Raw genomic sequence first — 23430 nt, forward strand, 5'->3', positions numbered from 1 at the left:
TCCGGCCAGGTCGGTTCTGCGACGAATTCGGTCCAGCGCCCCGTGAATCGAGCGCCGTACAAAACTAGCAAGAGCCCGCCGGGACGCCCCTCGGGCACCGGCCGGGCGCACGCCCGCCTGGTCGGGCCGGGGCCGTCAGCTCTCGGGATGCGGTGGCCGCTGCTCACCGCGGTCGGACTTGACCACACGCAGGTGCCCGCGGCGCAGCGTCTCCTGGCCTTCACCCACGGGCTCCCCGGGGGACGGCTCTGGGCGCGTCGGCGGCCTCGCCGCCTCACGTACGGCGTCGGCGAGGGCCTCCAGGTCATCACTGCCGGGACCACCCCCCGACGTCTCGACCGGAAGCCGGACGACCTCCCAGCCCCGCGGCGCGGTCAACCGTTCGGCGTGTATGGCGCACAGGTCGTAACAGTGCGGTTCCACGTAGGCGGCGAGCGGACCGAGTACGGCCGTGGAGTCGGCGTAGACGTACGTGAGCGTGAATACGGCGGGCTGCCTGCACGCGGTGCGGGAACAGCGTCGAACATGGCTCACAGCTTTTGACTGTATGCCTTTACCGAGGGACACGCCAGCATCGTCCCATGACCTGCACAGTTTTTGGGCGACTGTTCTTGACCCGGGCAGGTCGTGCGGCGCCGGGGAGAGCCGGCGTGTCCCCGCCCGACGCCGGCCCTGACGCCGGTTGGCCGCCGGGGCTACGCTGCGGGCCCGTGATGGCTTAGTCTCAAGGTGTGCGACGAGTGCGCCTTTCCAGTGGCCAACCAGACCGAGTGCGGCGCCGGGACCGCCGCGGCCGAGGCATCCGCGGTCCTCTCGTGCCCTCTGACCTACCTGTTTCCCGTAGCCGGGCGCAGGCCTTCGACGATCTTGTCCTGGACGCGGTCGAACGCCTCGAACGGTTGTGGGCCCGCGAGCTCGCGAACGTCGACTTCCTCGTGGAGGACGTTCCCCCGATCCCGCCCCGCGGTGAGCTGTCCGAGACGATCCCCTTCTCCCGCCTGGAGACCGATCCCGCCGGGCGGGCGCGGATCATCGTCTACCGGCGCCCCGTGGAGATCCGGACGAAGGATCCCGAGGAGATGGCCCTCCTGGTCCACGAGACCGTGGTCGAGGAGGTCGCCAATCTGCTCGGGGTGGAACCCGAGTCGGTCGACCCGGAGAGCTGATCTCCGCGGGTCGCGCGGGGCCCGGACGAACGCAGGCCTAGGGAACCACACCGGTCATGCTGTTGCGCACGACCGGCAGTTCGACGTACACGGGTGCGGGGCGTACCGGTAGCACGCTGATCCCCCCGCCCGCGCGCAGGACCCGGGCGATGTACACCGGTCCGGAGTCCTCCAGCAGTTCCAACCGCACCGCGTGTCCGTCCTCGGGGTCGGTCCCGGCCGGGGCTCCCCAGCCCTCGGTGTCGGTTCCGAAGACGTGGGTGGTCCCCGCGGCCACCTCGGCGCGCACGGAGTCGCCCATGCTGCCGTCGGCGGCGATCGGGGTCGCCACGACCCTGGCGTCGCCCTCCAGAGCGCCCAGGACCACCTCGACGTCGGCCCCCTCGGGCATGTCCGGGATGACGGCCGTGGTGTCCAACGGCCCCTGCAACGGGTCCACGGACGCCGCGTACGCGGTCTCCACGACCAGCAGGTCGTCATCCACGGCTTCGGATTCCTCGGCGATCACCCCGGCGACCACGGGGGCGTCCGCCTCCACCACGACCGTCCCCGGCCGCCCGTCGAGCACGCTCTGCAGGGTCAGCCAGGCCGAGGCCGCCGGTGGCACGTGCAGGACCAGCGGGTCACCGGCGGTTCCGGAGGCGTCGCCCTCTCCGGCCTCCTCCCCGTCCGACTCCGTCTCCTCCTGAGCGGCCACCACGTGCACGCGTACCTCGACCGGTGCGTCGCCGGGGGCAGCCACGATCAGGCGGCGGGTCCCCTTGCCTCCGGGGACCCCGGGAACGACCTGCCGCTCGTCCGGTGCCCGGGTGGGCGGGACCCAGTCGCTGTGGCCGGCCGAGTGTTCGGCGAGCAGTGCGGCGGAGACGCGGCCCGTGCTGGTGCGCACGTGAACACCGATCGAGCTGGTGCTCTGGATGAGCTCGGTGACGTCGAGCCGGGTGGACTCCCCCGGGCCCAGGTGGATGCCGCGGCTCTCCGGCGAGTAGGAGGGGCCCTCCATGGTGTAGATGTCCACGCTGACGGTGGCCCGGAAGGTCTCCGGGTTGGCCAGGTGCACGGTGAGGGCGTCCAGGTCCACGCCTTCGGGGTCCGCGGCGCCGGGCAGGGCGAACCAGGTGCCGATGGCCGGCTCGGTGCAGCGGACCTCGGTGACGCCGTCGGCGGAGACCGTGGTCTGCGCGGCGTCCAGGCCGGAGGCGAGGGAGCCCTCGGCGTGCAGGGCGGTGGGCACGGTCGCGTCGCCGGTGTCGGTACGCCAGACACGGCCGGGTTCGGTCTGTTCCTCGCCCAGGAGTTCGCCGCGCTCGTCCGCCTCCCCGCCGGGAGCCGGGTCCTCCTCGTCCGCCGCCTCCTCGGGTTCGGGGTCGTCCTGTTCGTCCCCGGTTCCCTCCTCGTCCTCCTCCGGGACCCCGGACAACGGGACGGCCCACAGCGCACCCTCGTCGTCCCGGCTGACCCGGGGCGCGAAAGCGGCCACGGAGCTCTCCGCACCGTCGTCGTCCGACTCGTGCGGTGCCGGGCAGACCCGGGCGGCCAGCTCCGGCCGGACGGTCCCCGGTTCGGTGACGCCGAGCTCCGCGTCGATCGGTCGGATCACGAACGCGACCCCGAACAGCGCAAGCAGGGCCAGTGTGACCAGCCCGAACAGCGCGAACCGGTTCTCCACGATCAGTCGCACGACCTACTCCTCCCACTCGTCGGTGCCGGTGCCATCCGATGCGTCCCGGGGCCGGCGGGGCGAGCCCGCACGGCGTCGGCCCCCGGTCCGGCCCTCGCCCTCGTCCGCCCTGGGGCGCCGCCTGCGGCCCGGTTCCTGCCTGCTGCGGCTCCCGGCCCGCCGGGTGCCCCGGCCGGAGCGGCGCCTGCCGCCCACCACGGGGATGGATCCGGTCGTGGTCGGCTCCGGAGCGCCCTGCCGGTCCTGCGGATCGCTCTCGGGTCCGTCCTCGGGCCCGCCGGACCCCTCGGGGCCGTCGGAACCTCCAGGAGCCTCTCCCCGGCCGGGGTCCGTGGCGCCCCTGTTCACCCGGCTCCGGCGCCCGGGTCCCGAGGAGCGGGCCAGCGGCCCCCGGCGGGGGCGCCGCGGCGACGGCATCGGGGTGGCCTCGATGAGCCTTCGCTCCTCCTCCGTGCGCACGCCCGGGGCGGCGAGTACCGCGACGATCAGGAGCAGGGCGCCCTGGGTGACCGTCCAGGCGGTGTGCACCAGGTCCGTGTGCCAGACGCGCAGTTCACCGCCGTGCACCGGCAGGGCCCATGCCTGGGTTCCGTTCTCGGTGCTCACCGGGGACAGTTCGGTTCCGTCGAGGGTGGCGCGCCAACCGCCGTCCGCCGGAGCGGCCAGGGCCAGGCGGCGACCGGTGCGCCCCTCGCCCGCCTCGGCGGTGAGTTCGTCCGGGGAACCCGCGACCTGGAGCGCCTCGGCCTCCAGTCCGTCCTCGGAGACCACCCGGAGGGCCCCGGTGGGTTCGGCGATCCGCCAGAGCCCGTAGTGGTCGGACAGGGACTGCCGGGTCAGCCCCGGGGTGCCGTCGAGGGTGTCGACCATGGTGGCGTCGGCGGGGCCGCCGAGCTCCGGGCGTGGGTAGACCACGTACTGGACACCGTGGTCGAGCAGGGTGATGAGCTGTTCGCCGCCCTGGCCCGCGGCGAGCTCGGCGACGGCCCGGTCCAGGACGGCCCGGGACTCGGGGTCGGGCAGGACCCGCTCCTCCCCCAGCCGAGGTTCACGGCCGCGGACCACGACGTAGTCGGCGCCGCCGTCCCCGGCCGGGGTGACGATGAGCGCCCGGGGCTCGGTGCCGTCGGAGCTGACGCTCTCCAGCGCCCCGGGGACCGAGCGGGGGGCGTTCGCGGTGATCGGCCCGTCGGCGCCCTCCCACATCCACAGGGCCGCCGCGGAGACGGGGGTGGCCAGGGCCAGGGCGGCCACGCCCAGCGCGAAGTACCTTCGCAGGCCCCCGCCCACCCCTCGCCCTCCGCCACCCTCAACGGACGCCTGCGGCGCAGTCTTTCCTCTGATCATCCCCCCGAAGGCTCGGGCCGCCGTCGCCGCCGTCAGCAGCACGGCGGTCGCGGAGAAGGCCAGGGCGACGCCGGGCCAGACCTGGGCGGGAGGGCCACCGAAGTGGGGTTCGATGACGATCCGGCTGGTCAGGACGGCGATGAGCATCCCGAAGAGGGCCAGGCACCAGCCCGCCGCGACCAGCATCCGGTTGCGGAGCAGGAGCAGGGAGCACAGGGCGGCCGCGATGAACCCCGCGGTCACCCAGTACGGGGGTGTGCCGGGGCCGCCCGGCGAGAGCATGAGCAGCTCGATGGGGGTCGCCCCGGGGTCGGACAGCTCGGGCCGGTGCAGCCCGGCCTCCAGCAGCCACAGGCTCGGGTGCAGCAGCAGCTCCAGCGTCCAGGGCATCAGCAGGACCACCGGCGCGGCCAGGCTGATCGCGACGCTGACATAGATCCGGCGCCCCAGGTGGCCGAAGGCGACCGCGACCAGGACCCCGGTGACCAGGCACAGGAGCCAGACGAGGGGGACGAAGGCAGTGGTGACGGTGAGTGTCAGGCCCAGCCCCCAGGCGGCCCGTCTGGAGGGTTTGGGCGGCATCGAGACCAGGCGGACCAGCAGCAGGCCGAGGACGGGCAGCAGGGCGTGGACGAGGGCGGTGCCCAACCGGCCCTGCGCCACCGCACCGGTGGCCATGGGGAGCAGGGCGTAGGCTCCGGCCATCCACAGGCGGGCCGGGCGGAAACGCAGCACCTCCCTGGCGAGCAGGTAGGCGGTGAGCCCGGCCAGCGGGACGCAGCCCAGCAGGATGACCATCACCGCGAGCCACGGCTGTCCCAGGGCCAGGGTGGACAGCAGCGCGAGGAACCCGACGTAGGGCGGGGCCGGTCCCCCCGCCCCCGCCCCGCTGTCGGGCCGACCGGACAGGTACAGGTTCCACAGGTCCATGGCGTTGCCGGTGACCGGCGGCAGGGCGCCGCCGGCGAGCATGTCGCCGAACAGCAACCGGCGTTCGGCGATGATCGTCACGACGGTCAGACCGATGACCAGCAGGACCCCGGGTTGGAGGACCACCCGCCGGAAGAACGACGTCGAGTCGTCGGCGAGGCCGTCGTCGTCCTCCCCGGGCGGCACGGTGACCGCCTGGTGGCGTCCTGCGGTGTCGCCGACCCTTTCACCGGTCAGGACGCCGGTGACCGCGTCGGCGAACTGCCGCATGGCCACGCCCCTGGCGAGGAACGGCCGGATGGCGCTGTAGGTGCGGCGGCGGTCGCGGCGGCGCCGGAACCGGGCCCGGGCCAGGCGGAACGGCCGACCGTGGACGAGGGTGATGGCGGCGGCCTCGTCCAGGGCGTTGGCCGGCTGTTTGATGAGCAGGTACATCATCACGCGGAGCAGTGAGCCCACGGAGTTGCGCAGCAGCGCGAACACCATGCCGCCGAAGGGGAGGTTGGCCAGCAGCACGAACACCGCGTGCCTGCGGTCCACCCGGCGGGGGTGGTTGCGGGTGGCGGTGATCCTCCTGCGGCGACGGGCCGAGGCTTCGGCGTGGTAGGCGACGGCCTCGGTGACGAGGCGGACCCTCAGGCCGGCTCCGCCCACCCGCCAGCAGAAGTCGATGTCGTCCCGGAAGAGGGGCAGCGCCGGGTCGAATCCGCCGAGGCGCTCCCACACGTCGCGGCGCACCAGCATGCCCGCGCTGGAGACGGCCAGGACCTGCCTGGTGCCGTCGTGCTGCCCGTGGTCGAACTCCCGCTGCTCCAGCCCGGTCTCCCGGCGGCCCGCGCCGTCGATGGTGACACCGGCCTCCACGAGAAGGCGGCGGTCGAACCAGTCACGGAGCTTGGGTCCCAGGACGGCGGTACGCGGATCCTTGTCAGCGGCGGCGAGGAGCTGTTCGAGGGTGTCCTTCTCCGGGGTGAGGTCGTCGTGGATGAGCCAGATCCACTCCGTGGCGTCCTCGTCGAAGCCGTGCACCTCGGTGTCGGCCCGCGGCAGTTCGAGGGCGGCCCTGACCGCGTCACCGTAGCCGGTCGAGGCGGGGAGGCCGATGACGGCGTCGGAGGGGAGGTGGTCCGCGAGGACGTCGGTGCTGTCGTCGGAGCTCGCGGTGTCGGCGGCCACGACCCGTTGCACGGGTCTGGTCTGGGCGCGGAGCGCGGACAGGGTTTCCGGCAGCCATCGCGCACCGTCGTGGGACACGATGACCGCGGTGACGACATGGCGGGCGGAATCCAGGTCAAGCACGGCTGTGGTGGGTTCTCTCCGGGAGAAGGGACGGGCCCGTGTGCGGGCCCGGGTTCTGCCGGCCGGGGCGGCCGGTGGGCGTCGGGGTGCGCCGGGTGCGACTCACGGGCGCGGGACATCACGATACGCCACCCCGAACCATTAGGGACCTATTAGGTCGGGTCTGCCTGGGGCGACCATATCGGAGCATTCAGCTCTCAGAAGGCATGAGTCACCAATCATGCCCAAGGGCACGAAGGGTACTCAAGTACACCGAACATGAAAAAAGCGCGCCCGGGCTCGTGGCCCGGGCGCGCTGTGACGCGCACTCCTACAGCATGTCCGCCAGGAAATCGAAATCTCCCCCGGCGGCCTTCTTCAGCCTTCGGCGCTCGCGCTCGGAGAGTCCCCCCCAGATGCCGAAGCGCTCGTCGTGCTCCAGCGCGTATTCCAGGCACTCCGCACGGACCTCGCACGACTGGCAGACCTTCTTGGCCTCCCGGGTCGAGCCGCCCTTCTCGGGGAAGAACGCCTCCGGGTCCGTCTGCGCGCACAGGGCACGTTCCTGCCAGCCCAGATCTTCGTCCGAGCCGTGCGCCAGCGGGATGACCTCGCTCATGCGCACCTCCTGTAGCCCCCCAATAGATGTCCCCGACCCTTTTCGTCCCCCAGGTCGGGTGGAAATCCCACATTGGAATTACACGCGTGCGCCTCACTGTGAGTCAAGCGCCCTGCGTGGTAATCCACTGAATATCATGTAACGAACCGTGAACGGCAGGCCCGCGATGTCCGTTCTGTGGATTACCACGCAATTCACGTACCTCCCAAGGTGCGGAGAGCGCGGTGGCCCGAGCCGGTTCAGCGCTGGCCGTCGCTGCCGTACCAGTTCTGCTGGTTGTCGGTACCGCCCTGTCCCTGCTGGTCAGAGCCGTAGCCGGAGCCGGAGCCATACTGGCTTCCGTACGCCCCACCACTCTGGTCGGACGTCTCACCACCAGTGTTCTCACCGGAGTTAAAGAATGGTTCAACTCCGGGCTCGGCGGGTGCGTCCTGACCCTGCTGGGCCTGGTCCTGGTACCAACCGTGCTGGATGGCGTCCTGAGCCTGCTGGTCGGCCCCGGCCTGCGGCGCGTACTGGGACGGGTCGTAGGCCTGGCCGTACTCGTTGACCTGCTGCGCGGCCACGTCCTGGCCGTACTGGGGCTGCACCTGGCCGTAGGCGTCCTGACCGTAGGCCTGCTGGGCACCGGTGCCGTAGGCGGCCTGCTGAGCGCCGGTGCCGTAGGCCTGCGCCTGCTGGGCGGCGTCGTAGCCGTAGGCCTGCTGCGCGGCCACGTCCTGGCCGTAGGCCTGCTGGGCACCGGTGCCGTAGGCGGCCTGCTGCGCACCGGTCCCGTAGGCCTGCGCCTGCTGCGCCGGGTCGTAACCATAGGCCTGCTGGGCACCGGTGCCGTAGGCCTGCGCCTGCTGCGCCTGCTGGGCGGCGTCGTAGCCGTAGGCCTGCTGCGCGGCCACGTCCTGGCCGTACTGCGGCTGCGCCTGACCGTAGGCGTCCTGACCGTAGGCGGCCTGCTGCTGGGCAGCCGCGTCCTGACCGTAGGCAGCCTGCTGCTGGGCGTCGTAACCGTAGGCCTGCTGGGCCTGCTGCGCGGGGTCCGCCGCCGGGTAGCCGGGCTGGGCGAACGACTGCTGGGCACCGGTCGCGGGCGGGAACGGCTGCTGGTTGTACATCTGCTGCTGCGGCTGCGCCCGCGGGACCACGGTGGGGTCGTTGAAGATCTTGATCAGGTAGAACCCGAAGAAACCGAGCACCGCGCCCTGGGCGGCGGTGGAGAGGAAGCCGGCGAAGGCCAGGCCGCCGTCGTTCACGTCCACGAAACCGCTGATCGCGCTGATGAGGCAGAACAGCAACCCGATACCGACCATGATCATCGAGGTCAGGACCACGGGGAAGGCCGAGGCCCTGGCCCGCTCGCTGGTGAGCACCAGGGCGACCGCGCCGATGATCAGGAGCGTGGTGGTGATTCCGTAGAAACTGCCGCCGCTACTGGTCATCGCCAGGGGAAAGCTCGAGTACTGGTCGTTCGACCGGATGATCATCGAGATGAGTCCGGCGAGCATCTGGACGCCCACGGCGCCCAGCAGGACCCAGGCCCCGGGAAGGCGCAGGCGTTCTAGTGTTTCGTTGTTCAAGAGAGGTTCCCCTCTGCTGCTTCGCCGTCGCGTCGGAGGAAGCTTGGCATATCGTCGGGCTGTCGGGTGAATCGACCCAAGCGCGCCCGGGAAGGAACAACGGGGACACCGAACGCAGGGCCGATGAGATGGGATGGCGACCGCCGCCCGAAGGTTCACGCACCGTCGGTACCGAATCGGTCACGCCGGATCGTATCCACTGCGGGGCAGACGACCCATACACGCCCCCAGCCTGCCAGACTTGGGCGCATGCGGATAGTCGTACCGGCCGGCGGTATCGGCGGCGCACGTTTCCTCCGCGGCCTCAAGGCCGCCCTCGGAACGGACGCGGCCACCGAATCGAACCAGGCCACAGAGAACCAGATCACCGTCATCGGCAACACCGGTGACGACATCACCCTCTTCGGTCTCCGGATCTGTCCCGACCTGGACACCGTGATGTACACCCTCGGCGGCGGGATCAACGAGGAACAGGGCTGGGGCAGGACCGACGAGAGCTTCACCGTCAAGGAGGAGCTCGCCGCCTACGGGATGAAACCCACCTGGTTCGGGTTGGGCGACCGGGACACCGCCACCCATATCGTCCGAGCGCAGATGATCGCTGCCGGCTACCCCCTCTCCGCGATCACCACCGCGCTGTGCGACCGCTGGCAGCCCGGCGTGCGGCTGATGCCGATGACCGACGACCAGGTCGAGACGCACGTGGTCGTCAACGACGGGGACGGCCGCCGGGCCATCCACTTCCAGGAGTGGTGGATCAGACACCGCGCCGCGCTGCCCGCCGAGGAGATCATCAGCCTGGGCGCGGAGAAGGCCAAGCCCGCCCCCGGTGTGATCCGTGCCATCCGCAACGCCGACGCCGTCATCATCCCGCCGTCCAACCCGGTGGTGAGCGTGGGCTCCATCCTCAACATCGAGGGCATCCGGGAAGCCATGGTCGACAAGACGGTGGTAGGCGTCTCACCGATCATCGGAGACGCCCCCGTGCGCGGGATGGCGGACGCCTGCCTGGACGCGATCGGTGTGCGGACCAGCGCCGGCGCGGTCGCCGAGCACCTCGGCTCGGACCTGCTGGACGGCTGGCTGGTCGACGAGGCCGATGCCGGCACCGAGGTGGACGGGATCGAGGTGCGCTCACGTCCGCTGTACATGAGCGACCCCGAGGCCACCGAGGCACTCGCCCGGGCCGCCGTGGACCTGGCCGTGGAGTTGTCCGAGCGCCGGGCCGGCCAGCGGTGAGCGCCGGGGTGCGGGTACGCGGACTCACCGGGATGCCCGAGGTGGGTCCGGGTGACGACATCGCCGCGCTGATCGCCGACGCCGTGGCCGCCTCCGGCGAGCCGCTGCTCGACGGCGACGTCCTGGTCGTCACCTCCAAGATCGTCAGCAAGGCCGAGGGCCGCTCCGTGCGCGGGGACCGCGACGAGGCCGTCGACGCCGAGACCGAGCGCGTGGTCGCGCGGATGGGTCGGACCCGGATCGTGCAGACCCGCCAGGGACTGGTCATGGCCGCGGCGGGGGTGGACGCCTCCAACGTCGAGCAGGGCACCGTACTACTGCTTCCCGAGGACTCCGACGCCTCGGCCCGCGGTCTGCGCGCGAGCCTGCGGGCACGCCTGGGCGTGCGCGTGGGGGTGATCGTCTCGGACACGTTCGGCCGCCCGTGGCGGGTGGGCCAGACCGACGTGGCCATCGGTGCGGCCGGGTTGCGCGCCGTGCAGGACCTGCGCGGCACCGTCGACACCCACGGCAACCTGATGGAGGCGACGGTCAACGCGGTCGCCGACGAGATCGCGGGCGCGGGGGAGCTGGTCAAGGGCAAGACCTCGGGTGTTCCGGTCGCGGTGGTCTCGGGCCTGGGCGACCTGGTCACCGAGGAGGACGGCCCCGGCGCCGCGGAGCTGGTGCGCCCGGCCGACGCCGACATGTTCCGGTACGGATCACGGGACGTGGTCCCGGCCCGACGGACCGTGCGTTCCTTCACCGACCGGCCGGTCGATCCGGCCCTGGTGCGCCGGGCGGTGGCCACCGCCGTGACCGCGCCCGCCCCGCACCACACCACGCCGTGGCGGTTCGTGCTGGTGGAGTCGGCGGACACGCGTAAGCGGCTGCTCGACTCGATGCTCCAGGCTTGGGTGGCCGACCTGCGTGGCGACGGCTTCACCGAGGAGCAGATCGCCAGGCGGACCAGGCGCGGCGACGTCCTGCGCGGCGCGCCCTACCTGGTGGTCCCGTTCCTGGTCGCCGACGGCGCACACCCCTACCCGGACGAGCGCCGGGCCGAGGCCGAGCAGTCGATGTTCCTGGTGGCCATGGGCGCCGGGGTGCAGAGCCTGTTGGTGGGCCTGGCCATGGAGGGCCTGGGTTCGGCCTGGATCTCCTCCACGATGTTCTGCGCGGACGTGGTGCGCGAGGTGCTGGACGTGCCCGACGACTGGCGTCCGATGGGCGCGGTGGCCGTGGGTTACGCGGCCGAGGCGCCCAGGGACCGGCCGCCGCGCGACCCGGACGACTTCGTCGAGGTCCGCTGACCGGGAGCGTGTGCTGACGGCGGGCGTGCGCCGACGGGAACCGCGCCGACCGCCCGGCCCCGTGCGGCGCCTACCTGCCTGGTTCCCCTGCGACTGTGCCCCCGTCTTCCGGTGTACCGGGGCGGGGGCACGGTCGCAGGAGCGGACCGCGAACGCCCGTGCGGGGGCGTTGCGGGCTCTGATCCGAACAGAGCGGACCCGGGTGTGGAGCGGGCTCGTGCGGGCTCAACGGGTCCCGTTTGCGCGGAGCGCGGGGTCACGGGTGGTACCGGGTGCCCAAGAAAACTGCAAACTTTCCTTACCGTTTCCGTTGACGCCCCGCCCCAGCAACTTTAAAGTTTCCTAACAATTAGCCCGGCTCACGACCCGGCTCCCAGAGAGCCGCCTCTTCGTCTTCCGCACGACGAAAGGAACACCCCCGCATGTCCACCCCCCGCAAGACCCGGCTGACCCTTCTCGGGGGCCTCGCCGCGGCCGCGACCGCCCTCGTCGCCGCCTGTGGTCAGGCCACGCTCACGGAGATCGAGACCGTGTCCGACACCGCCGAGGTCCAGCAGACGGACCAGTGGCTCACCGGTTACTGGCACAACTTCGACAACGGCTCCACGGTGATGCCGCTCTCCGAGATCCCCAGCGAGTACAACCTGGTGGCGGTGGCCTTCGCCGACAACCACCCCGAACTCGACGGCGGCATCACCTTCAACCTGGCCGGCAGCGAGCTGAACGGCTACACCGAGGAGCAGTTCCGCGAGGACATCGCGGGCATCCAGGCCGAGGGCCGCAAGGTGATCATCTCCGTCGGCGGCGAACTCGGGCACGTCGACGTCACCAACCCCACCCAGGCCCGGAACTTCGCGGACACCACCCGCCAACTCATGCAGGACTACGGGTTCGACGGCGTGGACATCGACCTGGAGCACGGCATCAACGCCGAGCACATGTCCAACGCCCTGCACGACCTCAGCGGCCAGGTCGGGGACGACCTGATCATCACGATGGCCCCGCAGACCATCGACTTCCAGAGCACCAGCGCCGGCTACTACCAGCTGGCCGAGAACATCTCCGACATCCTCACCATCGTGAACATGCAGTACTACAACTCCGGCTCCATGCTGGGGTGTGACAACGGCGTCTACCACCAGGGCACCAGCGACTTCGTCGCCGCCCAGGCCTGCATCCAGCTGGAGATGGGCCTGGACCCGAGCCAGGTCGGGCTGGGACTGCCCGCGGTCCCCTCCGCGGCGGGCGGCGGGCACATGCCCCCGAGCGACATCATCGCGGCCCTGGACTGCCTGGAAGCCGGCACCAACTGCGGCTCCTTCTCCCCCGCCACCCCGTACGGCCCGATCGGCGGCGTGATGACCTGGTCGATCAACTGGGACGCCACCAACGGCTACGACTTCGCCGACACCATCTCCGCCCGGCTGGGCAGCGGCCCCGGCGACCCCGGCCCGGACCCCACACCCACCCCCTCCCCGACCGACGAGCCGACCGACCCCGACTGCGACGCTCCCGCCTGGAGCTCCGGCAGCGTGTACACGCAGGGCGACTCGGTCTCCCACGACGGTTCGGTCTACACCGCCCGCTGGTGGACCCGGGGCGAGGAGCCCGGCACCACCGGCGAGTGGGGCGTCTGGGACCGCGTCGGCACCTGCTGACCTCCTCCCCCGATGAGCGGTCCGGGGCCACTCCCTCCCCGGACCGCTCCCCTCTCCCACCCGTTTCGCCCACCTGACCACCCCCGTCCGTCCTGTCTGCCTTCTCCTCCCCCGAAGGAACCCCCGATGACAGCCACACCCTCCCCCCGCTGGGCGCGCGCCCTGGGCGCCGCCGCCGCGGGCCTGGGCTTCACAGCGAGCCTGCTGTTCGCCACACCTCCCGCCGCCGCCCTCCCCGCACCGGTCCCGAGCAAGCCCGCTCCGGCCTCGTCTGCTCCGAGCGCGCCGGCTCCGGCCTCCGCCGGGGAGGACTGCCGCCCCGACGGGCTCCACCAGACCCCCGGCCTGGACGTCCCCTACTGCGACGTCTACGACGCCGAGGGGCGTGAGCTCCTGCCCAACGGCCTCGACCGCAGGGTGATCGGCTACTTCACCAGCTGGCGCAACGGCGCCAACGGACAGCCCGCCTACCTGGCCGACGACATCCCCTGGGACAAGATCTCCCACATCAACTACGCGTTCGGACACGTCGACGAGAACAACCGCCTGTCCGTCGGCCCCGACACCCCCGACAACCCCGCCACCGGGATGACCTGGGACCAGCCCGGTCTGGAGCCCGACCCCGAATTCGGCTACGACGGCCACTTCAACCTGCTGAACAAGTTCAAGAAGGAGAACCCGGGGGTGAAGACCCTGGTCGCCGTCGGCGGCTGGGCCGAGACCGGCGGGTTCTTCGGTCCCGACGGCGAGCGGGTGGACAGCGGCGGCTTCTACTCGACGACCACCACCGAGACCGGGGTCAACCACGCCGGGATCGAGACCTTCGCCGACTCCGCCGTGGAGTTCGTGCGCGAGTACGGGTTCGACGGCCTCGACATCGACTACGAGTACGCGACCTCGATGCAGGGCGCGGGCAGCCCGGACGACTACTGGATCTCCGACGCCCGGCGCGACCTGCTCTGGGAGGGCTACGAGGAGCTGATGCGCGTCCTGCGCGAGAAGCTCGACGAGGCCGCCGCCGAGGACGGCACCTACTACCAGCTGACCGTCGCGGCGCCCTCCTCCGGCTGGCTGCTGCGCGGCCAGGAGGTGCACCAGATCGTCCAGTACCTGGACTTCGTCAACATGATGTCCTACGACCTGCACGGCACCTGGAACCACTTCGTGGGCCACAACGCCGCGCTCTACGACAGCGGCCAGGACCCCGAGCTGAGCGACGTCTACGGCGCCTTCGACGGCATCGGCTACCTGAACGCGGACTGGGCGCACCACTACTTCCGGGGCGCCATGCAGGCGGGCCGGATCAACCTGGGCGTGCCCTTCTACACCCGTGGCTGGCAGGACGTGCAGGGCGGGGAGAACGGCCTGTGGGGCACCGCGGCCCTGCCCGACCAGAACCAGTGCCAACCGGGCACCGGTATCAACGTTCCCTGCGGGCACGGCGCCGAGGGCGTCGACAACCTGTGGTACGACAGCGACCCGGTGACCGGCGACGCGATCGGTGCGGGCGTGAACCCGATCTGGCACGTCCTCAACCTGGAGAACGGGGTCGTCGGGGACTACGCGGCCGACTACGGCGTCACCGACGGGCTCGAAGGCACCTACACACGCCACTGGGACGACGTGACCAAGAACGAGTGGTGGTGGAACGCGGACACCCGGACGTTCCTGTCGGGCGACGCCGACCAGGCCATCGGCGCCAAGGCCGACTACGTGGCCGACACCGGCCTGGGCGGCGTGATGATCTGGGAGATGGCGGGCGACTACTCGTACGACTCCGCCAAGGGCCAGTACGAGATGGGCGACACGCTCGTCACCTCGCTGCACCAGACGCTGAGCAACGCGGGCCCCTACGGTGCGGTCAAGGCCCAGACCGCCGCGCCCGCCGAGGTCCTCGACGTCGACGTGGACTTCCACGGGTTCTCCCTCGGAGACAACAACTACCCGATCACCCCGGACGTGACCGTCACGAACAACTCGGCGGGAGAGATCCCCGGCGGCTCGACGATCACGTTCGACTACGGCACCTCCGCCCCGGCCAACATGAGCGACCAGTCCGGCATGGGGCTGACCCACGTGCAGACGGGGCACAGCCGCGGGGACAACATCGGCGGCCTGGACGGCGACTTCCACCGGGTGGAGCTGACCGTGCCCGGCTGGCAGAGCATCCCGGCCGGAGGTTCGCTGGACTTCACCCTCAGCTACCAGCTCCCGATCTCACAGCCCTCGAACTTCCGCGTCACGGTCGGCTCCAACGAGTACGCGATCACCTACGACCACCCGAGGGAGGGCACGCTGGTCGACGCGCCCGCGGGCGGTGACGACGGCGGCGGCGACCCGCCTGCCGACTGCACCGCACCGGCGTGGACCGCCGGGACCTACACCCAGGGCGACACCGTGACGCACAACGGCACGGCGTACAGGGCCCGGTGGTGGACTCAGGGCGAACCCGGCACCACCGGTGAGTGGGGCGCGTGGGAGGTACTCGGCACCTGCTGACCCGCACCGCGGGGCCCCACCCCCGCGACCGGCGGTCCCCTCGCCCCGGGCCCATCCCCGAGGGGCCGCGCAGTGACGAGGGGCGGGACGCCATCCCCGGCGCCCCGCCCCTCGTTTCCTGTTCCGGGGTCAGACCACGGGCAGACCGGGGCGCAGGATGCTCGGGGCCACGCCGTCGCTGGCCTCCGCGACGCGCTGCCGCTCCTCGGAGACCGGACCGTAGGTCGTGGTGCGCTGGCGCACCGGACGGCCCGTGGGTTCGACCAGCGCCCTGATGTCGCTGATCGTCTTGAACGAACCCTGGCCGGAACCGGCCATCCGGCTGATGGTCTCCTCCATCAGCGTGCCCCCGACATCGTTGACGCCGCCGTTGAGGAGCTGGTGGAAGGTGCCCTCGTTGAGCTTCACCCAGGAGCCCTGGATGTTGTCGATGTGTCCGTGCAGGAGCAGGCGGGCCAGGGCGTGCACCGCGCGGTTCTCGCGGACGGTCGGCCCCGTGCGGGCCAGCCCGGCGAGGTAGATCGGCGCGTTGGTGTGCACGAACGGCAACAGCACGAACTCGGTGAAACCGCGCCTGCCGTTGCGCTCCACCGCCCTCTCCTGGAGCGAGCGCAGCAGCTTGATGTGCGCCACCCAGTGGTGCGGTGAGTCCACGTGCCCGTACATCATCGTGGACGTGGTGGGAATGCCCAGGTCGTGCGCGGTCGTGACGACGTCGATCCACTCGCTGGTGGGCAGTTTGCCCTTGGTGAGGATCCACCGGACCTCGTCGTCGAGGATCTCCGCGGCCGTCCCCGGGATCGAGCCGAGTCCCGCATCGCGGGCACGGGTCAGCCACTCGCGGACCGGCAGGTTGGTGCGGGCCGCGCCGTTCACCACCTCCATCGGACTGAACGCGTGGACGTGCATGTCCGGAACCCGCTCGCGGACGGCGGCGGCGATGTCGAAGTACGCGGTGCCGGGCAGGTCCGGGTGGATCCCGCCCTGCATGCACACCTCGGTGGCCCCCGCCTTCCAGGCCTCCTCCGCCCGGTCGGCGACCTGGTCCAGGGAGAGGGTGTAGGCGTCGGCGTCGGTGCGGCGCTGCGCGAAGGCGCAGAACCGGCAACCGGTGTAGCAGACGTTGGTGAAGTTGATGTTCCTGGTCACAACGTAGGTGACGTCGTCGCCGACGGCGTCCCGGCGGAGCCGGTCGGCCAGCCCGGTGAGTGCCTCCAGGGCGTCGCCTTCGGCGTGCAGCAGCGCCAGCGCCTCGGAGTCGCTCAGCCCCGCCGGGTCGCGTTCGGCGCTGCGCAGCGCGGCGGAGATCTCGGGGTCCAGGCGCCTGGGCTCGGCGCCCCTGCGGTCCACCCCCGGGGTGAGTTCGTCCCAGTCCCCGTAGACCGCGTCGAAGTCGCCGCGCCGGTCCGAGGTGCGCCCCTCGGCGTCGATCCCGGTGTGCAGATCGGTACGTCCGGAGGAGACCAGGACCGCCTCGGGCTCCTGCCAGGGGCGTCCGACCAGCGGGGCGTCCTCCCGGGCCAGACCGGTCTCCGGGTCCACGAGCGCCTCGATGTGTGCGCTCAGGCGCGGGTCGACCCAGGGTTCGCCCGCCCGGATGTACTCCGGGTAGACGGTGAGGCGTTCGCGCAGCCTGAACCCCTGGGCGGCGGTCCGGGCGGCGAGGTCGTCGATCTGGGGCCAGGGGCGTTCGGGGTTGACGTGGTCCGCGGTGAGCGGGGACACCCCGCCCCAGTCGTCGATGCCCGCACGGACCATCAGCTCGTACTCGTCGACGCCGCCCCGCTCGGCCGCGATGAGGTTGGGCGGAGCCTGGATGTGTGCCTTGGGACCCATGACCAGACGTGTCACGGCGATGGTAGCGGCCATCATGTCGCGTTCCGCGTCGGGGCGGTGCATCATCGCGGTGTCCGGCTTGGCCCGGAAGTTCTGCACGATGACCTCCTGGATGCCGCCGTAGCGGCGGGAGACACCGCGCATCGCGAAGATCGACTCGGCCCGGTCCCTGACCGTCTCACCGATCCCGAGCAGGATGCCCGTGGTGAAGGGGACGCTGGAGCGCCCCGCGTCCTCCATCGCCCGCAGCCGTACGGCGGGGTCCTTGTCGGGGCTGCCGTAGTGGGGCTGGCCCTTCTCCTCGAACAGGCGCCTGGAGGTGGTCTCCAGCATCATGCCCATGGACGGGGCCACCGGCTTGAGACGTTGCAGGTCCGACCAGGTCAGCACCCCGGGGTTGAGGTGCGGCAGCAGCCCGGTCTCCTCCAGGACCATGATGGCCATGGCGCGGACGTAGGACAGGGTGTCGTCGTAGCCGCGCGAGTTCAGCCATTCGGCGGCCTGCTTCCACCGGTCCTCGGGCCGGTCCCCCAGGGTGATGAGGACCTCCTTGCAGCCCGTCTCCGCGCCCCTTCGGGCGATGTCCAGGACCTCGTCCGGGGACAGGAAGGGGGCGTCCAGGCGGCCGGGGACGGTCGCGAACGTGCAGTAGTGGCAGCGGTCGCGGCACAGGCGGGTCAACGGGACGAAAACCTTGCGGCTGTAGGTGATGACGTCGGGGCGCCCGGCCGCTTCCAGGCCCGCGTCACGGACCCTTCCCGCGTGTTCCAGGAGCTGGTCGAGGGCCTCACCGCGGGCGTGCAGGAGTACCTCGGCCTCGGTGACGTCGAGGGTCTTGCCGTCCCGGGCTCGGGCCAGTGCCCTGCGCATCGCGGAGGCCGTGGGTGTGGGGATTGGGGCAGGGTCGTTCGCACCACTCATAACGGCTCACCCTACGCTCCTGGCCCTTCCCGGCCTCGGCCGCCACCCGGACAGTTCGGGCAGTCGTGGGACGACCGGGTCAGGACGGGGACTCGTCGAGCGCGGGGAGGGTCTCCTCCACCGTGGTGGTGACGATCTCGACGTCCTCCTCGGTCAGGGTGCGTGTGCGGCGCAGTCGGGTGGTGACGGTCCGGGTCACCACCTGGGAGCTGGGCGCTACCGAGGGATTCTTGGAGCTCAGGTCCTTGTACACGGTCCAGGCGAGGGTGGCGACGGCCACAATGAGGGAACCCACCGCGACCGGATCGACGAACTGGTCGGGGCGGCGGTCGGCCTCGCGACCGTGGAGTTCGGCCTCCACGTCGGCGAGCAGCCGCGGGCCGTGGACCGCGCTCAGGCGTTCGGCGGCGGCGCGGGCCCCGAGGGCGACGGGGTCGTTCATGGGAGGACTCCTCGACTTGGGTTACTCGGATGCTTCGACGAACTCGCGCACGTTGTCGGGCAAGGGGTTCCCGATCACTTCGGACCAGGTTTGTTCCAGGACGGGAACCCCAAGGTTCCTGGCCAGCAATCGGAGCAGGGCGAGCGCTCTTTCCGTCGATGGATGCGGGAGGTCCGAGAACAGTGCGACGCTTCGAATCACCATCTCCAGCGCCTGCCCCAGCGACCCGCGCTCTACCGCCAGAAATCCCCGCTCCGCGTAGTTCAAGGCCATTCTCGGCCGGTCACCGAGCTCTTCGTTGACGGCGAGTGAATGGCGGAACCATTCTTCGGCCCCGGCCAGGTCGCCGCTCTTCTGGGCGATCATACCCAATTGGTGGTACGAGGAGGCCAGGCCCGGACCGTCATCAAGCTCCGCGGAAATTTCGAGTTCCCGGTGGACCCAATATTGGGCACCGCTGAAATCACCGAGTTCCTGGGCGATCATGCTCAACTCGTGAAAGGAGGCGGCCATACCCCGACGGTCGCCCAGTTCCTCCTCGCAGGCGAGCGACCGGCGGTGCCAGTCCCCGGCACCCTTCAGGTCACCACGCGCCTGAGCGACCACACCCAGGTGATGGCAGGAGGATGCCACGCCCGATTTGTTATCAAGCTCTTCAGAGATGGCCAGCGACTGGCGCAACCAGGACGCGGCGCCGTCCAGGTCACCGCGGTCATGCGCGATCATGCCCAGCTGATGGAAGGAGGCGGCCATCTCCTGACGGTCACCCAGTCCCCCCTCGACGGCGAGCGACCGGTGGTGCCAGTCCCCGGCACCGTCCAGGTCACCGCGCTCCTGGGCAACCACACCCAACTGACGATAAGCGAAAGCAAGGTACGCGCGCGCTTCCCCGGAAACCGACTGCTCCAGCAAAGCGTCGATCATGTCGACACAGACCATCTGAGCGGCATCAAGCCGTTTGGCGATCAGTTGACGTACCACCTCAGCCGCGGAGACAGACAGCCACAGCTCTCCAGCCCCCGTGTTCAGGCGAGGCGGCGAACCATCGCCGGTTTCCACCACCAGACGGACCCGATCCGACCAAGCCTGGGCCTCCGTTTCCATACCTTGCAAACCCCAGTACTTTTCGAGCACCCGACGAATCGGCACGGCGTTTTCCCACAGCTGGTGTTCGAGGGCGTGGGCGAGGAAGTACCCCAGGTTGGACTGGTGGGCCGCGGTCATCGCCAGGGCTGTCGAGGCGTCGTCCGTACCGAAGTTTTTGGACAGCCATCCGGCGATGGCCGCGAAGGCGGTCGAAAGCGCGTGGACGGTCGCCTCGCGTTGGGCGGTGAAGTCCTCCGGGTGGGTGGCGCGCCAGAGATCGGACAGGTAGGAGGGCAGGGCCGGGTGCATCCGGTACATGCCCGCGCCGAGCTCGGTGAGCAGCCCGATCCCGGCGGCCCGGTCCAGGACCTTCTTCCAGTCGTCACGGCTGAGCCCCTGGAGCCGGTCCGGGACTCCCTGCCCCTCGGTGGGCACACCCAGGACGTTGATGTCGGCGGTGCTGTGGAACAGCGACAGCACGGTCAGCGCCTGCTGGTCCTCCGGAGCCAGGTGGGTGAAGGAGTGGGTGATGCTGACCGACAGGGAGGTGTCCCGGTCGGCACCGTCCCGCCCCGGCAGCGGAGTCGTGCCGCGCAATCCCTCCAGGAGGGTTTCGGGGTCGGCCCTCTCCAGCAGGGGCAGGACGAGCTTCATGCTCATGGGGTGGCCGTCCAGCCAACGCAGCAGGTCGGCGAAGGCCTCCCCCTGCCGTTTGGGCAGTGTGTCGGGGTAGCCCGCCAGGAGGTGGTCGGTGTACTCGTTGGCCTCCTCCAGGGTCAGCCCGCCGACGGGTACCCGCCGCACCCCGTCCAGCCACTCCTCCCGGGTACGGCTGGTGATGATCAGGGCGCTCCGGCCGCGTGCGAGGTCGCCCAGGAAGGCGTTGATCCGGTCGCGTTCGGTTTCGTCCAGCGGCGGGGTGGCGGTTCCGGGGTCGGGCAGGGTGTGGGTGCTCTCGAAGTTGTCCCAGATCAGCAAGCACCGCTGGGTGGCGAGCAGTTCCCGGACCGCGGCCTCCCGCTGGTCGGGGTCCAGGGTGGTGAACTCGGGCCCGAACACCTGAGCGCCGATCCGGCCGATCACCCCGTCGAGGCTGTAGGAAGCGGGGCCGCCGGGCCGGAAGGAGTACCAGAACACCAGGTCCGGCCGGTCCACCCCGCGGGTGTCGCGCCACCAGCGGCCGAAGGCCTTGGCCAGCTCCGTCTTGCCCGATCCGGCGGCACCGTGCAGCACGACCGTCCTCTGGTGGGGCAGAGCGGTCTCCAGGGCGTGGAACACGCTGTCACGGCCCACGAACACACCTTCGGAGGCCAACTCCCCCTCGCCCGGCTGGGTGGCGGCCGTCGTGGCGGTGCGGTGGCGGTCGAGGATCTCCCCGATCGGGTCCATCCCGGTGCGCTCGGTGCGCAGGCCGGGCAGGGCGATGTCGCTGCGCCGGTAGTGGACCGGCACCACCCAGTCCTTGAAGGGCAGGTCGCCGCGAGGGCTGGTGCGGGTGTCCTTGAGGGCGAGTCGACGGCGGCCCGCGGTGACGGCCTCGGCGACCCGGTCACCGGCGAAGAGGCGCTCGTAGAAGGCGGTCATGAACTCGGCGGCGGCGTAGGTGTAGACGCTGTAGGCCATCGCGATGACCGAGGCGACCCGGTCCTGGACCAGGCGGGTCGCGATCGCCGCCTCCGCCTCCGCCTCCAGCTGACCGGACTGGCAGGCGTTGAGGACCACCACCGGGACCTGCCCCTCAGCCAGGACCCGGGCCACCTGCTCCGCGGGCACCAGGTCGGTGCCGCCTCCGGACCTCTCGAACGCCAGCATGCCCTGGGGGACGTCGCCCTGGAACAGGCGCCGGTCCCACCCCCGGCCCGCCCCCGAGGTGGACGCTGGTGCTGTCCCGAAGGCTCCGTGACCGTCGAAGTGCACGATCTGGAAGGGTCTGCCCTCCCGCACGGCCTCGGCCAACACCTCGCTCAGCCGGTCCAGGGTGGGCGGCCGCAGCAGGACCAGGTCGACCCTGCCGCGCACGGCCTCCAACCGCTCCAGCAGGGGGCGGGCGATGATCCGGTAACCGACATCCCTTTCCCCGGCCGGGCGGGAGATGACCATCAGGACCCGTAGGTCCTTCTGGGCGAGGGGGAAGGCGGGTTCCAGCGGGTTGGCGGGCAGACTGCGGACGACGCCCACCCCGTCCAGGACCAGCGGCCTGTCCCGGGAGGGGTCGTGCAGCAGTTCCCAGGGCAGGCCCAGGTGGAGCGCGGAAGTGGACTGGACGACCACTTCGACGTGGGTGGCGCGGGCGCGCAGGGCGCCGTAGGCCTCGCGCCAGGGGCCGGTCCGGAACAGGGCCTGGAAGAGGGCCGTGCCCCACTCGGTCATCCGCCGGGCCACCTCCCGGCCCCGGTCGGCGTACTTTCCGTACGGCCAGCGCAGGTAGTCCTCCAGGTACCAGCGCAGATCCTCCAGGTCGGAGCTGTCCAACGGCAGCTCCACCGCCGTGGGTTCACCGATCCGTTGGGGAGCGGTCTCGTGGGCCCAGTGCACCGCGACGTCCACGACACCCCCGGGGGAGATGTCCACGATCATTCGGTCGACCACGGGGGCCTCTCTTCCTGGGGGCTGGGCCGTACTGCCCGGGGGGCGGGGCGTGACAGGGCCTCCATGGAAGCACACCGAAAGCCCGCGATGGCGGGCTTGTGGTGCTTTCCGACCACGGCCCCGCCCCGCCGAGGACAGTCGTCCCTTCGGAGGGACGGGCCCGCGGGCAACCGATGCGAGCGGGTCCGGCGCACTAGGGTGGCGGAGTGCTGACTCGGCTCCGACGCAACATGTGGGTGCGCCTGTCCCTGCTCGCGCTGGTGTGCGCGTGCGCGGGCGCGGCCCTGTACGCCAACTGGACGCAGGCCCGCGACGCCGTCTCCGAACTCCCGCTGTGGGTGCTGCCCGCCGCCGCCCTGGCCGGGATGGCGGGGCTGGCCGCGCAGATGTTGGCGTGGCGGTCACTGCTCGCCGGTCTGGGTTCCGCGCTGCCGCGCGCGGCGGCCGCCCGGGTGATGTTCGTCGGACAGCTCGGCAAGTACCTGCCCGGTTCGGTGTGGGCGTTCGTGGCCCAGGTGGAGCTGGCCCGGGACTGGCGGGTGCCGCGCTCGCGCGGAGCGGCCGCGACCCTGTTGGCGATCGCGGTGACGGTGGCGGTGAGCCTGGCGGTGGCCGCCGTGGCGCTGCCCCTGTCCTCGGTGGAGGCCGCCCGCCGCTGGTGGTGGGCGCTGGCCGCCGCTCCACTGCTGCTGGTCTGCCTGCACCCGCGTGTGCTGGGCTGGGGTGTGCGGTCGGCGGCGCGCCCCTTCTCCCGGTTCCGGGAGGTGGCCGAGGCGGGTCCGCTGAGGGTCGAGGGGAGTTCGGTCGCCGCGTCCGTGGGCTGGACCCTGGTGGCCTGGGTGCCGCTGGGGCTGCACGTGTGGTTGCTGACCTGGGCGGTGGGCGGCGACGCGCTGCGCTCGGTCGGCCCGGCGGTGGGCGCCTACGCGCTGGCCTGGATCCTGGGGCTGCTGGTGGTGTTCGCCCCCGCCGGTCTGGGCGTGCGCGAGGCAGTGCTGGTGGTGGCGTTGGCCCCTGTGGTGGACGCGGGTGCGGCGTTGGTCGTGGCGGTGCTCTCACGGCTGGTGATGACGGTGGCGGACGTGGGTTGGGCCGGGTTGGCGGTACTGCTGACCAGGGCTCCGGGCCCCGGTGGGGAAGACGGGCCGGAGCACGCTGACGGCACCGCGTCCGATCCGGCGACCGGCCCCGTCTGAACACGGCTCTCCAGGACCCGGACCCTGGGGGTATGTCCGCGCAAAACAGGAAAGAAACCTTTCTTTTATGGTCGGCG

14 protein-coding genes are annotated in these 23430 nt (G+C 71.2%); 6 read left to right on the top strand and 8 right to left on the bottom strand.

The genetic code is table 11. The features are described from left to right. Positions 1–135 precede the first annotated feature (135 nt). Positions 136–534 (bottom strand): DUF3499 domain-containing protein, encoded by a 399-nt coding sequence (locus ACUKCB_RS16285; RefSeq protein ID WP_191268363.1) that lies wholly within the window; start codon positions 532–534, stop codon positions 136–138. A 236-nt stretch (positions 535–770) separates the two neighbouring features. On the opposite strand from ACUKCB_RS16285, the gene ACUKCB_RS16290 reads away from it, so the two are divergent. Then, complete coding sequence (locus ACUKCB_RS16290) at positions 771–1166, top strand: metallopeptidase family protein (RefSeq protein WP_473041030.1); 396 nt, start codon at positions 771–773, stop codon at positions 1164–1166. 37 nt (positions 1167–1203) lie between these two features. Here ACUKCB_RS16290 and ACUKCB_RS16295 read toward each other — a convergent pair whose 3' ends face one another. From ACUKCB_RS16295 to ACUKCB_RS16310, 4 genes are all read right to left on the bottom strand, one after another. Then, positions 1204–2847, bottom strand: coding sequence for a DUF5719 family protein (locus ACUKCB_RS16295; RefSeq protein ID WP_473036461.1), 1644 nt, complete (start codon positions 2845–2847; stop codon positions 1204–1206). A gap of 3 nt (positions 2848–2850) precedes the next feature. Beyond that, positions 2851–6423, bottom strand: coding sequence for a glycosyltransferase (locus ACUKCB_RS16300; protein ID WP_473036462.1), 3573 nt, complete (start codon positions 6421–6423; stop codon positions 2851–2853). 310 nt (positions 6424–6733) lie between these two features. Next, the gene (locus tag ACUKCB_RS16305) at positions 6734–7021 is read right to left on the bottom strand and encodes a WhiB family transcriptional regulator (protein WP_014908913.1); all 288 of its coding nucleotides are present in this window, start codon (positions 7019–7021) and stop codon (positions 6734–6736) included. Between the two features lie 239 nt (positions 7022–7260). Continuing rightward, positions 7261–8595 (bottom strand): hypothetical protein, encoded by a 1335-nt coding sequence (locus ACUKCB_RS16310; RefSeq protein ID WP_473036463.1) that lies wholly within the window; start codon positions 8593–8595, stop codon positions 7261–7263. A gap of 249 nt (positions 8596–8844) precedes the next feature. On the opposite strand from ACUKCB_RS16310, the gene cofD reads away from it, so the two are divergent. The 4 genes from cofD to ACUKCB_RS16330 all read left to right on the top strand — a co-directional run bounded on the left by cofD (position 8845) and on the right by ACUKCB_RS16330 (position 15283). Continuing rightward, positions 8845–9834 carry a 2-phospho-L-lactate transferase gene (gene cofD / locus ACUKCB_RS16315; RefSeq protein WP_473036464.1) on the top strand — a complete coding sequence of 330 codons (990 nt, stop codon included), beginning with the start codon at positions 8845–8847 and terminating at the stop codon, positions 9832–9834. Continuing rightward, the gene (locus ACUKCB_RS16320) at positions 9831–11126 is read left to right on the top strand and encodes a coenzyme F420-0:L-glutamate ligase (protein ID WP_473036465.1); all 1296 of its coding nucleotides are present in this window, start codon (positions 9831–9833) and stop codon (positions 11124–11126) included. Before cofD ends, ACUKCB_RS16320 begins: the two co-directional genes overlap by 4 nt. A gap of 422 nt (positions 11127–11548) precedes the next feature. Then, the gene (locus tag ACUKCB_RS16325; RefSeq protein WP_473036466.1) at positions 11549–12784 is read left to right on the top strand and encodes a glycosyl hydrolase family 18 protein; all 1236 of its coding nucleotides are present in this window, start codon (positions 11549–11551) and stop codon (positions 12782–12784) included. Between the two features lie 126 nt (positions 12785–12910). Further along, the gene (locus tag ACUKCB_RS16330; protein ID WP_473036467.1) at positions 12911–15283 is read left to right on the top strand and encodes a chitinase C-terminal domain-containing protein; all 2373 of its coding nucleotides are present in this window, start codon (positions 12911–12913) and stop codon (positions 15281–15283) included. Positions 15284–15412: 129 nt separating this feature from the next. On the opposite strand, the gene ACUKCB_RS16335 is transcribed toward ACUKCB_RS16330, so the two are convergent. From ACUKCB_RS16335 to ACUKCB_RS16345, 3 genes are all read right to left on the bottom strand, one after another. Further along, positions 15413–18040, bottom strand: a complete 2628-nt coding sequence (locus tag ACUKCB_RS16335; protein WP_473036468.1) for a bifunctional FO biosynthesis protein CofGH — start codon at positions 18038–18040, stop codon at positions 15413–15415. A gap of 79 nt (positions 18041–18119) precedes the next feature. Further along, positions 18120–18482: a hypothetical protein gene (locus tag ACUKCB_RS16340; RefSeq protein WP_473036469.1), complete on the bottom strand. Its 363-nt coding sequence runs from the start codon at positions 18480–18482 to the stop codon at positions 18120–18122. A 21-nt stretch (positions 18483–18503) separates the two neighbouring features. Next, positions 18504–22157 carry a tetratricopeptide repeat protein gene (locus tag ACUKCB_RS16345; protein ID WP_473036470.1) on the bottom strand — a complete coding sequence of 1218 codons (3654 nt, stop codon included), beginning with the start codon at positions 22155–22157 and terminating at the stop codon, positions 18504–18506. A 206-nt stretch (positions 22158–22363) separates the two neighbouring features. On the opposite strand from ACUKCB_RS16345, the gene ACUKCB_RS16350 reads away from it, so the two are divergent. Next, positions 22364–23353, top strand: coding sequence for a lysylphosphatidylglycerol synthase domain-containing protein (locus tag ACUKCB_RS16350; protein ID WP_473036471.1), 990 nt, complete (start codon positions 22364–22366; stop codon positions 23351–23353). Positions 23354–23430: the final 77 nt, after the last annotated feature.

The organism is Nocardiopsis moroccensis, assembly GCF_055763695.1.

Excerpts from the sequence above, each read along its gene's own strand:
- ACUKCB_RS16305 (WP_014908913.1), bottom strand. The coding sequence starts at position 7,021 with ATGAGCGAGGTCATCCCGCTGGCGCACGGCTCGGACGAAGATCTGGGC.
- cofD (WP_473036464.1), top strand. The coding sequence starts at position 8,845 with ATGCGGATAGTCGTACCGGCCGGCGGTATCGGCGGCGCACGTTTCCTC.
- ACUKCB_RS16325 (WP_473036466.1), top strand. The coding sequence starts at position 11,549 with ATGTCCACCCCCCGCAAGACCCGGCTGACCCTTCTCGGGGGCCTCGCC.
- ACUKCB_RS16330 (WP_473036467.1), top strand. The coding sequence starts at position 12,911 with ATGACAGCCACACCCTCCCCCCGCTGGGCGCGCGCCCTGGGCGCCGCC.
- ACUKCB_RS16335 (WP_473036468.1), bottom strand. The coding sequence starts at position 18,040 with ATGAGTGGTGCGAACGACCCTGCCCCAATCCCCACACCCACGGCCTCC.
- ACUKCB_RS16340 (WP_473036469.1), bottom strand. The coding sequence starts at position 18,482 with ATGAACGACCCCGTCGCCCTCGGGGCCCGCGCCGCCGCCGAACGCCTG.